General features: G+C 60.9%; 13 protein-coding genes. 3 read left to right on the top strand and 10 right to left on the bottom strand.

What is annotated here, in order from left to right; genetic code table 11:
- Positions 1 to 202: 202 nt before the first annotated feature.
- The 3 genes from KHO23_RS12195 to KHO23_RS12205 form a co-directional block, all read right to left on the bottom strand.
- Positions 203 to 1,372 (bottom strand): hypothetical protein, encoded by a 1,170-nt coding sequence (locus tag KHO23_RS12195; protein ID WP_211611462.1) that lies wholly within the window; start codon positions 1,370 to 1,372, stop codon positions 203 to 205.
- Between the two features lie 542 nt (positions 1,373 to 1,914).
- A complete protein-coding gene (locus tag KHO23_RS12200; RefSeq protein ID WP_211611463.1) occupies positions 1,915 to 3,024 on the bottom strand; it encodes a polyamine ABC transporter substrate-binding protein in 1,110 nt (369 codons plus the stop codon).
- Between the two features lie 48 nt (positions 3,025 to 3,072).
- On the bottom strand, positions 3,073 to 4,203 hold the full coding sequence (locus KHO23_RS12205) for a DmpA family aminopeptidase (RefSeq protein WP_211611464.1): 1,131 nt from the start codon (positions 4,201 to 4,203) through the stop codon (positions 3,073 to 3,075).
- A 156-nt stretch (positions 4,204 to 4,359) separates the two neighbouring features.
- Between KHO23_RS12205 and KHO23_RS12210 the strand changes: the two genes are divergently transcribed.
- Both KHO23_RS12210 and KHO23_RS12215 read left to right on the top strand, forming a co-directional pair.
- On the top strand, positions 4,360 to 5,163 hold the full coding sequence (locus KHO23_RS12210) for a helix-turn-helix transcriptional regulator (RefSeq protein WP_211611465.1): 804 nt from the start codon (positions 4,360 to 4,362) through the stop codon (positions 5,161 to 5,163).
- A gap of 157 nt (positions 5,164 to 5,320) precedes the next feature.
- On the top strand, positions 5,321 to 7,690 hold the full coding sequence (locus tag KHO23_RS12215; RefSeq protein ID WP_211611470.1) for a DNA-binding protein: 2,370 nt from the start codon (positions 5,321 to 5,323) through the stop codon (positions 7,688 to 7,690).
- A 72-nt stretch (positions 7,691 to 7,762) separates the two neighbouring features.
- Here KHO23_RS12215 and KHO23_RS12220 read toward each other — a convergent pair whose 3' ends face one another.
- A complete protein-coding gene (locus tag KHO23_RS12220) occupies positions 7,763 to 8,467 on the bottom strand; it encodes an SDR family NAD(P)-dependent oxidoreductase (protein ID WP_211611473.1) in 705 nt (234 codons plus the stop codon).
- Between the two features lie 174 nt (positions 8,468 to 8,641).
- Here KHO23_RS12220 and KHO23_RS12225 point away from each other — a divergent pair, with 174 nt between their 5' ends.
- Positions 8,642 to 9,571, top strand: a complete 930-nt coding sequence (locus tag KHO23_RS12225) for a LysR family transcriptional regulator (protein ID WP_211611674.1) — start codon at positions 8,642 to 8,644, stop codon at positions 9,569 to 9,571.
- A gap of 62 nt (positions 9,572 to 9,633) precedes the next feature.
- On the opposite strand, the gene KHO23_RS12230 is transcribed toward KHO23_RS12225, so the two are convergent.
- From KHO23_RS12230 to KHO23_RS12255, 6 genes are all read right to left on the bottom strand, one after another.
- Positions 9,634 to 9,768, bottom strand: coding sequence for an entericidin A/B family lipoprotein (locus KHO23_RS12230; protein WP_211611475.1), 135 nt, complete (start codon positions 9,766 to 9,768; stop codon positions 9,634 to 9,636).
- 202 nt (positions 9,769 to 9,970) lie between these two features.
- Complete coding sequence (locus KHO23_RS12235; RefSeq protein ID WP_211611476.1) at positions 9,971 to 11,080, bottom strand: hypothetical protein; 1,110 nt, start codon at positions 11,078 to 11,080, stop codon at positions 9,971 to 9,973.
- Between the two features lie 148 nt (positions 11,081 to 11,228).
- Positions 11,229 to 13,151 (bottom strand): sensor histidine kinase, encoded by a 1,923-nt coding sequence (locus KHO23_RS12240; RefSeq protein ID WP_211611477.1) that lies wholly within the window; start codon positions 13,149 to 13,151, stop codon positions 11,229 to 11,231.
- The gene (locus KHO23_RS12245) at positions 13,061 to 13,756 is read right to left on the bottom strand and encodes a response regulator transcription factor (protein ID WP_211611478.1); all 696 of its coding nucleotides are present in this window, start codon (positions 13,754 to 13,756) and stop codon (positions 13,061 to 13,063) included. Before KHO23_RS12245 ends, KHO23_RS12240 begins: the two co-directional genes overlap by 91 nt.
- 138 nt (positions 13,757 to 13,894) lie before the next feature.
- On the bottom strand, positions 13,895 to 14,746 hold the full coding sequence (locus KHO23_RS12250; protein WP_211611479.1) for a carbohydrate ABC transporter permease: 852 nt from the start codon (positions 14,744 to 14,746) through the stop codon (positions 13,895 to 13,897).
- Positions 14,743 to 15,633: a carbohydrate ABC transporter permease gene (locus tag KHO23_RS12255; RefSeq protein ID WP_211611480.1), complete on the bottom strand. Its 891-nt coding sequence runs from the start codon at positions 15,631 to 15,633 to the stop codon at positions 14,743 to 14,745. The genes KHO23_RS12250 and KHO23_RS12255 overlap by 4 nt, the downstream gene beginning before the upstream one ends.
- Positions 15,634 to 15,747: the final 114 nt, after the last annotated feature.

Here is a 15,747-nt window from a genome sequence, read left to right on the forward strand (position 1 = left end):
AGAGGGCGTAACGATCCGTTCATTGCGAACGGGCGCTATGGTTATTTTGCTAGTTTGATCCTGACTTTCCGGTGGCGCGTCGATCGCTCTGCGACGCTCTGTTTCAGTTGGCGTGCGTGCCTGTGCCGGGCCTGACGTCGTGAAGCTGTGATGCGCGAGTCAGGTCCGGCCGGTTGCGGTCTGTCACACCCAGAAGGCCGCGCTAGTGCTTGGGCGGCGTTTGTGGGCTGTTGCCACCGCCTAGTCCACCTGTGAGACCACCGAGCAGGTTCGTCAACGGGGCGAGCGGAGAAGAGCCGCCGCTTGCGCCGCCGAGTGCGCTGGTCAGTGTGCCCACCAGGTTGGTCAGAGGTGCGACCGGACTGCTTGTGTTGCTGTTCGTCGATGATCCGTGCGGTGTGCCGCCTCCCAGGGCCCCGGTCAGTCCGCCGAGCAAGGTGGTGAGCGGCGCGACTGGGCTGCTGCCTTGCGAGCCGCCGCTCACCGATGCCACGGACAGGCCGCCGAGCAACGCGGTCACAGGGGCCAGCAGGCCACCGCTGCTATGTCCGCCCGATCCGCCTGTAACCCCTTTCGAACCACCTGTGGTGCCGTTGCCGCTACCGCTGTTGTTGCCGAGCGTGATCGGCACGATAGGTACGCTGATCGCGCCGACGCTGACGACCAGATTCACGATCGGATCAAGCAGGCCGCCGGCGAGCTGGTTGCCGGAACTGGAGCCTACGCCTGTGGTGGAGCCGCCTGAGCCGCTGGAGCCGCCGTGACCACCGTTTCCAGAGCCGCCGCCGTTTCCGCCGCCGGAGCCGCCCGAGCCGCCCGAGCCGCCCGAGCCACCCGAGCCGCCCGAACCACCCGAACCACCCGAACCACCCGAACCACCCGAACCACCCGAACCACCCGAACCACCCGAACCACCGTGACCGCCGTCTCCTGAGCCGCCGCCGTTTCCATCGCCACCGGAACCACCATGGCCACCGTCCCCAGAGCCACCGCCGTCTCCGCCACCCGAACCACCGGAGCCACCGTCTCCAGAACCGCCACCGTTCCCACCGCCATAACCGCCAATGCCACCGCCTGCAAAACCGCCGCCGTACCCCGAGCCGGAAACCGAAACGCCGCCCCAGGACGAGCTGCCGCCAAAACCGGAGCCACTACTAACACCCGAACCACTGCCGGCCCACCCGCTAGGGGTGCCGCCGCTTCCGGTCCATGAGAATCCCGATCCCGGTTGCCCGGGTGTCGTCCATCCGCCGCCTTGCGTGAGCGAGGTGGGCGGTGTGGATGTGACATCTCCAGCCTGACACGACGTGGCTAGCGACCACCATAGGAGTGCGCTTGCCGACGCAACGAGAGTGTGTTTGAAGGGAGCCATGATTAGTCCTTTCGCGATGAAATCGCGACCTGATTGGTCAAAGGTGTAATCAGTGCCCCCGGAAAACCGCTGATCGGTCTTTCAGAAAACGATTGCCTTGTGCCCGACATCGCGTTTGTGCGCGTCGCCTGCGTTTAGTTTTAGAGCCGGGTGCGGTAACGCCGTGCTCGTATATGGCTTGGTCGGGCATTTGACCTTTGCAAGTTCCGAGCCAATGCGCCGATGACGGAGCGCGACACAATCCGCGCATGGGCTGTGCCGGAATTGCGTGGTGTGCGGCAGAGAGAGGCTTGCTGGACGAGGCAGATCAGGCGGAGTGTGGAATACGGTGACGGCACGGCATGTCGTGTGTTACGTCCCGGGTGTTACGCGTTCCCGCCACGTCGCACGTAACTTCACCGTTACGCGGCGTGCTACACAAATAGTTCAGACAAAATCGGCATTGTCATAATACGGAGTCCGATGTATCAAGGCGCGCGTTGGAAACGCGTGTTTGGATTTTCATCGGCTCCGTATTTTTTTGCAGTGCAGCAGCTTCCGCGTTAGCGCCCGGATTTGAGTTGAGTCCATAGCCGGTTTTGAAGGCGCATGATATCGGCCGGCAAAGGCAATGACAGGGTGAGCGATTTCATTTTTTCACCGCGAGGGTAGATCGCTTCGTTATCGAGGATGGCCGGCTTCACGTAAGCACGGGCAGCAGCGTTAGCGTTGGGATAGAAAACCTGATTGGTGATCGCCGCGCTGACCTTTGGCTGAAGGATGTAATTGATCCATTGCATCGCCGCTTCCGGGTGTGGCGCATCTTTGGGAACACCCATCAGATCGAACCACAACACGCCGTCGCCTTTAGGAATGACGTAGCGAATCTCGTAAGAGCGGTGGGCCTCTTCGGCGCGCCGCTTCGCGATCCCGACGTCGCCCGACCACCCTAGCGCGATGCAGACATCGTTGTTGGCCAGGTCATTGATGTAGCCGGAAGAATTGAACTGGGTGATGTACGGGCGAATCGTTTTGAGCAGCTTGTACACGGCCTGATAATCAGCGGGGTTGGTGCTGTTCGGATCCTTGTGCAGGTAGATCAAGCCAACCGAGAAAGCGTCTTCTGGTGAGTCGAGCACGGACACACCGCAGGTTTTCAGCCTGGATACGTATTGCGGATCGAACAGCAGGTCCCAGCTATCGTACGGTGCGTCCTTGCCCAGGATTTGCGTCACTTTCGTGACGTTATAGCCGATGCCGTCCGTTCCCCATGACCATGGCACCGTGTATTGATTGCCCGGATCGGCTGACGCAAGCATTTTCATGAGCACAGGATCCAGATTGGCCAGATTGGGAATCTTGCTCTTGTCGAGTTTCCGGTAGACGCCTGCTTCGATCTGCTTGCCGGCATAGGCGGACGATGGCACTACCACGTCATAGCCCGAGGATCCGCTCAGCAACTTTGCCTGCAAGGTGTCGTCGCCGTCATAGACGTCGTATCGCGTGTGAATGCCGGTTTCCTTTTCGAAGCCCGACACGGTGTCCTCGGCGATATTGTCCGACCAGTTGTAGACATTCAGCTCTTCGGCTTGAGCCTGATTTGCAGTCGCAGCCAGCATCCCCGATGCTGCGAGGAGTCCAGTGACGACGGTGATGAGATGGCGGGGTGTCATAGCAGCCTTTCGGTTTTAATGAAGGAACTCATGCAAGGGGGAGCAGCGTTACTCGGCTGAAGAAGGGCGGTCCGCGTGATTGACGTCGCGGCGCCAGCCAACTTGCTCCAATGCCTTCAGCAGCCGGGCGGCGCCGAGTGCCGGAACATGAACGCCTCGACCTTCCATGTCGTCAGCCGCAACCAGTGCGTTGAGGATGGCCTCTTCGACCGCTTCCGCAGCCGCGACGAATAGCGGAGAAATGAAATCGTGACTGACGCAGCGCAAGCTGATGACGGGTTCGCTCGCTTTGCCGTAGTCCGCCGCCGGTATGCCTCGGTTGCCTACCGAGAAGGCGATGAAGATGTCGCCACTCGAATATTCGGTGCCGCCGCCCACCCGGGCTAGTCCAATGCTTGCGCGTCGTGCGATCTGTTCGCACTGGTGCGGCAGAAGCGGCGCGTCAGTTGCCAGCGTCACGACGATCGATCCCATTCCGGGGACGCCCGTCTGGCGCCTGTCGAATGGCGACGGCAGATGCCGCAGCACCTCGCCAACCGGATAACCGGCCACACGCAGCGCGTCCCGACGGCCGTAGTTCGCCTGGACCAGTGCGCCGACGGTCCAGCCGCCGTCCTCGGGTGCGAGCTTGCGCGAGGCTGTTCCGATACCGCCTTTGAACTCATGACAAATCATGCCGGTGCCGCCGCCAACCGATCCTTCTGTGACCGGTCCACTGCGGGCCTCGGACTGCGCCTCGTGGACATGCGCCGCCGTGACGTGCTGTCCCCAGATGTCGTTCAGCACCCCATCGAAGGTTTCCAGCACGACCGGCATGCACCAGTACTGGCTATTGCCGACCGTTGCGCGTTCGGCGGCGACCAGTGCATCGCGAACCACACCGACGCTGTGCGTATTGGTGTAGGCAATGGGCGTGGTCAGCAATCCAGATTCGCGTATCCACTCCAGGCCGGTGGCATCGCCGTTTCCGTTGAGCACATGACAGCCCGCAAAACACGGCTCGAGCCGTGCGATGCCAGGGCGTGGTTCGATGATCGTCACGCCGGTTCGAATCGACCCTTCTGCTCGATTTTCGACCAGGGTACGATGACCGACTCTGACGCCTTGCACGTCGGTGATGCTGTTAAATGGACCGGGCGTGCCGTGGCCAACTCGAACGCCGATGTCTCTGATACCCATCCTTTTTCTCCTGTATTGCTCGCCGCAAGCAAGCCTGTCGGCGCGCATGCGCCGGGGTACAGAGATGGTAGGGTGGGCGGCGACGGGTGAAAATCAGGCCGAAGGGCTAGAACGAAGGGGCGACCTACCCTCTTAGGGGTAGTTGGGGAAACTGGCATGCAGCTTGAAGTAGCGGACGTTGCATTTCATCAGCGGCTTGGACGTCTGGTCGAAAAACTCGACGACAAACTGTTCTGGCATGCGCTGATCGACCTGTTGCGCAAAGTGGTCCACTTTGACAACTGGGTGGTGATGATCTTCTGGCCTAACGGGAAACCCCAGTTGATTGCGGAGATCCAGGCGCGCACGCCCCACGACGAACTGTTCAAAGGGTATTTGAATGGCGTTTATCTACTGGACCCTTTCTATCAATTCAGTCTCGGCGCGATCAGCCCGGGCGTGTATTGCCTCGACGAAGTGGCGCCCGATCATTTCCGGGAAACTGAATACTTTCGCCGCTATTTTTCAGTGAACGTGCTGGAGGATGAGGTGCAGTTCCTGGCCCCCCTGCCCGCGGGCGGAACGCTGTCGGTGTCGATGGGCAGCGAACGGCGCTTTAGTTCGACGGAAATCGGAACCCTTTGTCTTTACGGTGCGTGGTTGTTGCCGTTGATGTCCCATGCCCTGTCGGCACAGACCGCGGTGCTCCCCCCGCCGGCGAGTTCATCGGCGGGAAGTGACCGGCGCCTGCACTTCGAACAGGCGTTGCGCAAGCGGTCCAATGCGTCGTTGACCCATCGGGAAATCGAAATCGCGCTGATGATTCTTGCCGGTCATTCAACCAAAAATATGGCAAGGCTACTTGGCGTGTCACCTGCCACCGCAAAGGTCCACCGGCGCAATCTTTACAGGAAGCTGGATATCTCATCCCAGGCGACGCTGTTCCTGCTCATCATGGATGAAGAGCCGGAGGCGAGCTGAGGCGAACCGGTTCTGACGCCCGCGGCGACCTCGAATGCGCCACGATGCCTTTTCGCACAGCGTAACCTTGCGATTCTTTCATTGGGAATGCCGCAGGATGGAGTAACGTATTGGGGACTCAATTTTTCGCCAGGTCAAAATGAGCTTTGAGGCGCTTATGTCCACGGACGCAGACACAATCACGGACGAACTTGTCGCGGGAATCGCGGATCGCATGGTCGAGGAAGGCCGGAAAGTTTCCCCAGTGACCATTTGGCCGGAGATTCCGGGCGGTTCGATCGTTGCCATTGCGGCGGCCGTGCAACGCTGGCGCGAAAGCCGGCAGCCGCTCGCGCCCCACGTGCAGGTCCAGGCCGGGTTGCCGGAGCACATTGCCGAAACCATGATGAGTGCCGCGGACCGGCTCTGGATGGCAGCCCAAGGTGAGGCTGACCGGGCAGTCAGTCAGCACCTGAGTGCCTTGAACCAGCATCTCGACGCTGTTCGCGCGGAGCGGGACGAGGCTTTTGTCGAGTATCAAAAGACGACCGAAGAAGTTGCAACCGGGCGCGAGCGGCACATTGCGCTCACGAATGCGTTGAATGCTTCGGAGGAGGCGTCCACGCGCCTCGCAGCGGAACTCGCGACAGCGGCTGGCCGTGCCGAAGTTGCCGAGGCTCGCGTGGAGGAGCTGGCGCAACGTGTCTCGGTGGAAGAGGCCGCGCTGGAACACACGAAGGCGGAACTCGACGAGGAACGTCACGCGCGCGGCGAGTTGGCCGCCGCAGTCTCCGGCCAGAACGACCAGATCGCGCAAATGAAGCTTGAGCTCGACGAGGCGCGGCAGGAGATCACCTCGTTGGGCTACGACTGTCAGGCGAAGTCGGCCGAAGCGGATCGGGCATTGCAGGACGCCAGCGCGGCGTCATCGCGCGCGGATGCCGCTACGGCGCAGGCGAGCGAGAGCCTCGCGCGGGTCGCCGCGCTGGAAGCCGAGCGCGATGAGGCGCGTACTGCACTCGAAGCAGAGCGCCAGACGAGCGCAGCACGTCGTGAAGAGGCAGCGATTCAGTTTGATGAGTTGCAGCGCGTCAGCCGTGAACTGGAGGCGGCGCGGGAGCAGATCGGTGCTGCGACGCAAGCGAGCACAGCGGTGCGCGCTGAACTGGCTCAGGTTTCACAGGACGTGTCTGTCGCGAACGCGGAGCTGGCGCGTGTCTCGCAGGACTTGTCAGCCGCGCGGGAGCGGGCAGAGGCCGCCGAACATCGTGCGGAGGCGTCGGGGCAGCGCCTTGCAGAAGTCGAACAGGCAAAGTCGGCCGAAGCGGAGCGATGGTCGCAGGAGTTGAATGCGGCTTCATCCCGTGCTGACATCGCCACGGCGCAGGCGAACGAGAACCTTGCGCGGGTCGCCGCGATTGAGGCTGAACGGGATGAGGCGCGCGCTGCACTCGCAGCGGAACGTCAGGCAAGTACAGCGCGGATCGAAGAAGCGTCGATTCAGTTCGACGAACTGCAGCGCGTCGGCCGTGAACTGGAGGCGGCGCGGGAGCAGGTCGGCGCCATGACTGAGGCGAAAGCGGCTGTGAGCGCTGAGTTGGCGCGGGTTTCGCAGAACGCTTCTGCTGTGAGCGCTGAACTGGCTCTGGTCTCGCAAGACGTGTCTGCCGCGCGGGAGCGGGCAGAGGCCGCCGAGCATCATGCGGCGACGTTGGGGCAACGCCTCGCAGAAGTCGAACAGGCGAAGTCGGCCGAAGCGGAACGATGGTCGCAGGAATCCAGCGCGGCATCATCGCGCGCACAAGCTGCCACGGCGCAGGCGAACGAGAGCCTCGCGCGAGTCGCCTCGATTGAGGCCGAACTGCATGAGGCACGCGCCGCGCTCGAAGCCGAGCGCCAGACAAGCACCGCGCGGAGTGAGGAAGCGTCGACTCAGCGCAACGAACTGCAAGGCGTTGCGCGTGAGCTTGCAGAGGCGAGGGATCAGATCAGCGCCATGACCGCGGCGAGAACGGCCGCAATTGCCGAACTGGCCCAGGCGTCGCAGGATGCGTCTGCCGCGAAGGAGCGGGCAGACGCTGCCGAACAGCACGCGGCGGCTTTGGCGCAGCGCCTCGCAGAAGTCGAGAAGGCTCGCGCGGAGGACGCGCGACGTGGCCATCAACTTGTCAATCAAGCGGCCGAATCTGCAACGGCGGAAGAGGTTGCCGAGTTACAACGCCAGATATCGGCTCAGGCCAAAACGCATGAGAAGGCCTTTAACGAGCTTCGCACGATTGCTGAACAGTGGGTGGCGCACGCGAAAGACCTTAAAGAACGACTCGGTTCGGCAAACGAAAAGTTATTGTTTATCGACTCACGCAGCACCGGAGAGGTGGCGCTTATCCGTAAGCTCTCGTCTGAACTTGAGCGCCTTAAGCCGGATAGTGAGTTGATATCCCGGGACATACAGCAAAAGCTTATTGGGGCGACGATGGCCGAGCGACTTTCGCAGAAGGGTTATCGGTATGACCCGACGACGGCGGTTATGTCGAAAGTGGAGCGGTGATGTACGTGTGACTCGGTTCGAGCCGCGGTTTCGCCGCGGGGTGATGGGGCGATGGGGCGGCGGCCGATCCCCTCACCAGGGAACGACTCGTCCTAGATAGTCGAGGTAATGCAATCCAGAGCGCCCTTCATAGGCCTCGATCGTGTCGACCAGGTTCGGAATGCTTTCTTCGATGGTCAAGCGGGCCGTAGGACCGCCCATGTCTGTCTGGACCCATCCCGGTGCCATGATCAGGAGGCTCCGGGGATACTCGGCGCTACGCGCGGCGAAGGTGCGCATGAACATATTGAGTGCGGCCTTGCTCCCCCGGTAGACCTCATAATTCGCGTTAGTGGCATTGGTGATACTGCCTTGCCCTGAAGACATGACACCGATAGTCCCGGTTGGTGGAACAAGGCTTTGAAACGCCTCAATGACTCTCATCGGACTCAGTGAGTTCGTTACCATCACGCGTACAAATTCTTCGGTCGAAACGTCCGCTATCGTTTCACGATCGTCGTTTTTGACACCTGCATTGACAAAAAGCACGTCGATACGTCGGCCTGCAAGGCGGTCGCGCAGGGCGGCGATCTGCTCTGGAATCGTGATGTCGACCGTTTCAACTTCGAGCGCACCGGCGGAGGCTTCCGCGACATGACGAAGCTTTTCTGTAGAGCCGGCTCGCCCGGTGGCAATGACTCGGTAGCCGCGCTTCAGATACTCCTCTACCATCGCAAACCCCAGGCCGCGAGATGCGCCGATGAGGAGAACGGTTTTCTGCGAAGACGCATTTTGCATGAGCATTCCTTATAGACGAAGACGGTCTCGAGCCTGAAAGTAACGAGAGCGATCCTCTTTAGTGAGTCATGCCAGCCAATATAGTGGTGCAGAAGGAGTGGCGGAAGGTGCAACGAATGCAACTAATATATGCATCAGACGCCAGATCTCGCTGCCACTTACTACGACGAAGACATGCCTGAACCGGACCTCAATCTCCTTTTCGCACTCGACGCGTTGCTTACCGAAAAAAACGTGACACGTGCCGCCCGGGCATTGCAATTAAGTGCTTCTGCAATGAGCCGCACGCTTGCCCGACTTCGCGCTGCAACCGGCGACCCGTTGCTGGTCCGGGCAGGGCGCGATATGGTGTTGACGCCATACGCTGAAGGAATCCGTGAACGCACGCAAAATGCGGTTCATGAGGCGCGTGCCGTCCTTCGTCCGACCAGGGCGGAACCCGATTTCTCGATGTTGCGGCGAACCTTCACCATTCGAGCCAACGACGGTTTTGTCGAAGCCTTCGGCTCGCCGCTGATTGCTGCGGCAACGGCGGTTGCGCCACACGTATGTTTGCGCTTTGCACCGAAACCCGATAAAACCGCGAAGCATCTGCGAGACGGTTCGGCTGACCTTGAGATTGGTGTGTTAGGTGAGATGGGTCCAGAGGTGCGCCTACAGGCGCTATTCCGGGATCGTTTTGTGGGTGTGGTCAGAAAGGGGCATCCGCTGGAACTTGACGGCCAGGTCAGCGCCGAACGGTACGTCGCTTTCGGTCACGTCGTCGCTTCACGACAAGGACGCATAAGCGGACCTGTCGATGAAGCGTTGGCGGTTTCAGGTCTTGAACGAACCATCGTGGCCGTGGTGCCGAGCTTTCCCGCGGCGCTGGCCGTGGCGCGAACTTCGGACCTGATAGCACTCGTGCCCGCATCGCTTCTGGGTAATCAAACAGAACCTCAGGCAAACGTTGCGGGCGTCACAACGTATACCTTTGAACTGCCCGTGGCGACCGAGAGGATTACGGTGTCACAGATGTGGCATCCTCGTCTGGAGGTTGACCCGGTTCATCGCTGGCTCCGGCAACTCGTGCTATCGGTCTGTCGCCGACAGGTGCCGCTCTGAACAGCGGGGTTCAGGGGACCTTGTAAAATTTGCTTCGGCGGGGTACCGCACACCGGTGCCGTCTATTTAGCTTCTTCTGCCGAGTTATGGATGGCCTGGCCACCCTTCGATATGTCCTCGCCGGCTCCAGCTATCGTGTTGCAGCCCGCAAGGAGAGCGGTACCGGCGATTAGAATCAAAGCAATGAGTCGAGTCATGTTGGCTCCCCTGAGGAGTTGCTGGCGCCGGCAGCGGTGCCGATACCAGATGAGCATGAGTGCCGCGGATTCATCGGAGACCGCCGCATAAACCATGCTTGCATGACTAGCATTGTAAGCGAGAAGCGGGCCAGCGATGGCATCGGGCTTACATAGGGCTTGCGGTTCGAACCGCACCGATGCCGCCATTCCCTCGCGTCCCTCAGCTGTCGCCCTTTATGTGCACATTATCCTCAGTGTGGTATTGAGGATAATGAGTAATCAGCCCCCAGTTGTTGATGGCGTGCTTGCGCCCGTAGGCATTCATCGGTGAGTCGGGCGTGACGAAGACGGTCAGCGTGTTTTCTGCAGGGCCGTTGAACGGATGTACGCGCTCGTAGATTTCCATGGAGCGCTGCTTGCCCGCCCCTTTCGGCGGCTTCCCCTGAACGGAGGTGTTGGGCTTCGGGCCCGTGCCGTAAAAACCAACGCCGACCTGCTTGCGTTGGTACAGATTGACCACGTATTTCGGATAGAGAATGACGCAGCGCCGGGTGGTATCCCATTGCACCGGCAGGTGATCGGGCAAGCTCTGCAGCGATTGGAGCGCGAGGCGCAGATCGCTATAGGCTTCGGTTCTCTTTTGTTGTGCTTGCTGCCTCGGCGGACCGCCCACCGTCGCGTTGAACGCGGCCTCCGCGTCTGCACAGGCTGTGAGGTTCGGGCCGAGCAGCTTGCGCGTATTGGCGAGCGCGGTCGCCATCGCATTGTGAACCGCTTCCAGCGAAGCGTAGAACACCTCTTCTGAGGCGAAGCGCGAACTCACGCCGCTGGTGGGTGCCGGCTCGCCCTCAGGATCGAGCCCGGTGAGGAGCCGGTCTTTGAGCTGCTGATCGGTAAGGGACGGGTGATGCCGTGCCAGAACATGGCCGTGCTCGCCCTGGCGGGCCCTCACATGTGCGCGCACGCGGAGCGCCCTGACCCTCGGGCTGCGCAGTTCGTCCTCCAGACTCATGGTCGCAGGGGTCATGTTCATGTTCATGACATTGAGCCCGTTCATCGGCGGCGGAGGGGGAAACGGTGCGCCGTTGGGCGGCGGGTTCTGGTGCCGTGCGGCAACGCTCTGGCGAATGGCCAGGGCGCCCGGATCGTTGACGATCTGATCGGTGAGATTGCCGCCGCCTCCTCGTTGGCGCCCCAGGTTTTGAGGCGGAGGCCCGGGCGGAAGCGGAGGTTGTGGCGCTCCATTGTCATTGTCCGGCGCCGTCGACGCGTTCCCGGTTGTCAGCCAGTTGTAGAACTGCTGAGCGTAGCTAAAAAGTAGGTCCGACATTCGACAATCCCCCAGAAACCGAAAGTTCCCGTGAGCGTAGGCGGGTGGCGTTTCCCAAACGTTTCCGCCGGACTGCCAGTCTGTTGTCAGCCGGACAACCCGTACCGGCAATGTTTCACCAAAGCATGGGTACGCATCCGCTAATCCCCTAACGGTGGCCCTCAGTTTCCGTTCGCGCCACCTCCATATCCAGCACGGTGACGCCGTCGGCGGATCGAATGCGAAGCGTCCCGCCAAGCCGCCTGGCACGCGCCTGCATGCTGCGCATACCGGTCCCGGGATGCTGCTGGATAGCGGCGGGATCGAAGCCGATTCCGTTGTCGCGAACGGCCAGTGCAAGTTCGCGCTCGTCGCTGCGCAGGTCGATCTCGACCTGGCTTGCCCGGCTGTGTCTGAAGACGTTGGTCAGGGCTTCCTGAAGAATCCGCATGACATCGATGCTCTTCGAGGCTGGCAGATAGCACTGGTCAAGACCGGCGATCAACCAGCGGCACTCGATACCGTGGCTTTCCAGCAGGCTTGTGAGACGGTGTCGCAGCGGACCGATCTGATCGGCGAGAGACGATTCGCCGAGCGCCTGGTTCGAGGCCGTATCGATAATGATGCGCAGATCGTCGCGCAGCTCTTTCAGAATCGACAGGAAGCGTCCGGACGGGATGCCATGGGGCGCGTGCTCGAGGGTGGCAATGCTGCTCACAAGCGTGCCGCCCAGCCCGTCATGGAGATCGTGGGCGAGATTGAGCCGTTCGTTGAGCCGGACATTGGCGACTTCGAGTTCGTGCTCGCGATGCAGCGTGTTCGCGAGTTCGGCCCTGGCTGCGTCGACCGTCGTATTCAACTCCTCGTTGAACCGCTCGATACGGCGCAGATTGGCGACGAAATTCCACGCCAGCACCAGCGCCATGCCGATCATCTGCAACTGCGAGGTGAGGGCGGTGTAGTAGCGATTGTCATCGAGGATGCCGAGGAACGTCAGCAGGTCATGCACGCCGGCCGCCAGGAAAATGGCGATGCAAATCGACAGGATGCGGTGATCGGTGCGACCGTGACGCCACGCAAAGTAGAGAAAGACGAGGCACGTCGTGAAAAAGCTGCAGGCCTGCGCGATCGCCAGGACGGCGCGCGTCGCGCTCATATGGCTATGCGGCGTCGCGAGCATGGCGGCGGTGCCGACGGCCACGAGCACCCAGAGTACGGTCTCGAGGCGTGGCAAACGTCGCTCGCAAAAGCGTACGCAGAACATCGTGAAGGCGGCGCTGTACGTAATCAGCGCGATCGAGTTCGCACTTTCCCAGGCGTCGGTGCTTGCAAACGGCCACGGGCTCGTCACCAACTGGTTGAGCGCCACCCACCACCACGTCAGCGACATCAAACTGAACCAGCCGTAAACGACTTCCTGTTGCCGCATCAGCCATAACGCGAAAAAGAAGCACCCGAGCGTGGCCGTCACGGCAAGGCTGGACAGTTGCAGATCGTGGCGCAGCCAGTAGTCGGTTTCGTAAAGACGCTCAAGCGTGTCGGGATCGCCTATCGAAACGTTGCCGAGTCCGGGCTGATACTGCGAGAGCCCCGACACGCGTACGAGCAGCGTATTGGCGCCCTCCCGCAGCAACGGTGGGCTCAAGACCCGGTAGCGCGGTTCGTTCCAGGCCCGCGTCAACGGTTCAACCAGTTGCCGGTCGCGCACCAGCAAGCTGCCGTTGAGATAGATCGCGCCGGCCATGTTCAGATAGTCGAGCATCAGCGCGACAGGATGAGTCACGTCGGCCTGCTGCCACGAGAGCCGGTACCAGACGACGCCATCGAACTCGGGCCAGCGTGAAGACCAGTCGTCGGGCAGCGATACCGGGATCCAGCCTGCCGATGGCGGACTATCGGCCTGCCAGTCCGAGCGAGCCGCTTCGATGCGTAGATGCGTGAGGGTGTCGGCGTGCGCCGGCACGGCGGCCGCGATGCCGGTGTGGAGCGCGAGGGTCCAGATCAGGGCAACAAGCCATGCGTACGTGCTTCGAATACGGCCTGAGTACGCGAGTTGACCGCCAGTTTCTTGTAGATGTTCTTGACGTGACATTCGACCGTTAGCCTGGACAGGGAAAGCACTTCGGAAATCTCGCGATTGGTGAGCCCTTTGCTGACCAGCACCAGGATTTCGACTTCCCTCGGACTGAGCGGCGAGAGTGTCGGTGGCTTGGCATGGGTTACGCTGGCCCGCCTGACCAGGCCGCTCAGATCGAGGATGCGCCTCGCAACGAACGGGTCGATCGGGGCGCCGCCCCGCAGCGCGCTGCGAATCGACATCGCGATTTCAACGTCGTCGCGTTCCTTGAGCAGGTAGCCCGTCGCGCCGGCCTGGAGGGCGGTCACGATGACCTGCTCGGTGCTCCACGCGGAGATTACCAGAATCGGCAATGCCTCATCCCGCCCATGCAAGGCGCGTATCAGGTCGATGCCGTTGCCGTCCGGCAGGCCGACGTCGACCAGTACCATCGCGAACGGATGGTCGGCTAGCCGCGCATCGGCTTCGGCAATGCTGCCCGCGAAGGACAGGATGTCGTCCGCGTAACCCAGGGTGGCGAGAATCGCGCGTAGCCGGACCTGCATCGGCGGTTCGTCCTCGACGATCAGGAGCGGACCGGGCAGCACGGATTCGAAGGCGTCGGACGAAGGTTGCGCCATGAGGGCAGCGTAGGGGGAGTGAACCGGTGAGGGGATTGCCGGAATGGCCGGCAACGCCAGATTGAATGCTTCTCGACGGTATTCCAGTCGCTCGGTGCTGACTATACCTGGAAACAGGTATAGCCGAACACACAACATCTACTTCACCGCCCCCAGCGCCAGCCCTTTCACCAGGAACCGCTGCAACCACGCAAACACAATCGAAACGGGTAACGTTGCGCAGAGGGTGGCGGCCATCACCAGATGCCACTCGACAACGTACTTCCCGGCGACCATATCGGTAACCTGCACGGTGAGCGTCTTATTCTCCGGCGACCGGATCAACGTATAAACAACCGCAAATTCATTCCACGCATTGATAAAAGTAAAGATCGCCGTCACGACAATCGCAGGCACGGCCAGCGGCAAGAACACCTTAAAAACAGCGCGCGTTCTTCCACACCCCTCCAACCACGCCGCTTCTTCAAGATCCCGTGGCACCGTCTGAAAGTACGAAGACAACATCCAGACCGCAAACGCGATATTAAAAGCCGCATAAGAAACGATGACCCCGATCCTGGAGTCAACCAGATTCCCATCCCCGTAAGGAATCATCGCTGCCAGCCGGAACAAGCCGACAACCAGCAAGATCGGCGACAACATCTGCGTCACCAGCAGAAACTGCGAATACAGTCCCTTCCCGCGAAACGGAAACCTCGCCAGCGCATAAGCCGCCGGCAAGCTCACCGCCAGCGCCAATGCGGTCGACAAGAAGCTAATCACGCAGCTATTCCTCAGCGCCACACCAAAGTTAGCCGCAACCCACATGTCCGAAAAATTGCTCCACTGCCAATGCACCGGCAACCATCTCGCCGGATAAACAAAGATCTCAGTCGCAGGCTTCAACGCTGTAAACAACATCACGGCAAACGGAAACAGCACGGCCACGATCAGCGGCGACAACGCCAGCCAGCACCACAGCGAGCGCTTCATCTTGACGCTCAGACTCATGACGGCTCCCCTTCTTTGGCGGGCTGCAGGCGCAGATAGGCGATCGAGAAAACGAACAGCATGACGAGCATGATCAGCGACACCGCCGCGGCTTCGCCGGGACGACCCAGCCTGAAACCAAGCTCATAAAGATACGTGACGAGAATATGCGTGCCGTTGTCCGGCCCGCCTTGCGTCATCACCCAGATGATCGGGAAAGAATTGAACACGTAGATCACATTCAACAGAATCGTCATGTTGATGAACGGCCGCAAGAGCGGCATTGTCAGCTTACGAAACTGCTGCCACGCACTGGCGCCATCCATCCGCGCCGCTTCATAAATGTCGCCCGGCACCGACGACAACCCACCCAGCAGAATCGTCACCGTAAATGGAATCGACACCAGAATGCCGACGGCGATCTCCACGGGGAATGCGAGTTCCGGCGTCGCGAGCCAATGAATCGGACCGCTGATGAATCCAAGCCGCTGCAACGTGACGTTGACCATGCCGTAGTCGTCGTTGAAGGCCCAGCGCCACACCACGGCGGTCATGGTCAGCGAGACGGACCACGGCAGCATCACAATCGTGCGCGCTACGCCGCGTCCATAAAAATCCTGATTCAGCACCAGCGCAACCGGCACCGAAATCAGCACCGTGCCGCCTACCACGCACACGGTCCAGACGATCGTCCGTTTGGCGGCGGCGAGAAACGCAGGGTCGGTGAAAATCGTATAGAAGTTCTGCAGGCCGGTGAAATCTCGAATTGCGCCAAAGCGCGACACCTCGTGCAGCGATTGCCACACGATGTTGAAAATCGGATAGCTGATGATAAAAAGCGCCAACACCAGGCTCGGCGCAATCAGCAACCAGGGCGCCTGAAGGCGCGAAGAAGCGGAACGACTCATGCGTGCTCGATCGTATGACGCGTCCACATTAAAACCGCAGGCGCGACGGGATGGGCCGGATAGTGCAAATCGTGCAAAACGTGCATTACGACCGAAACGCGCGCCGCCTTCGCA

This window comes from Paraburkholderia haematera, assembly GCF_905220975.1.
Classification (GTDB): Bacteria; Pseudomonadota; Gammaproteobacteria; order Burkholderiales; family Burkholderiaceae; genus Paraburkholderia; species Paraburkholderia haematera.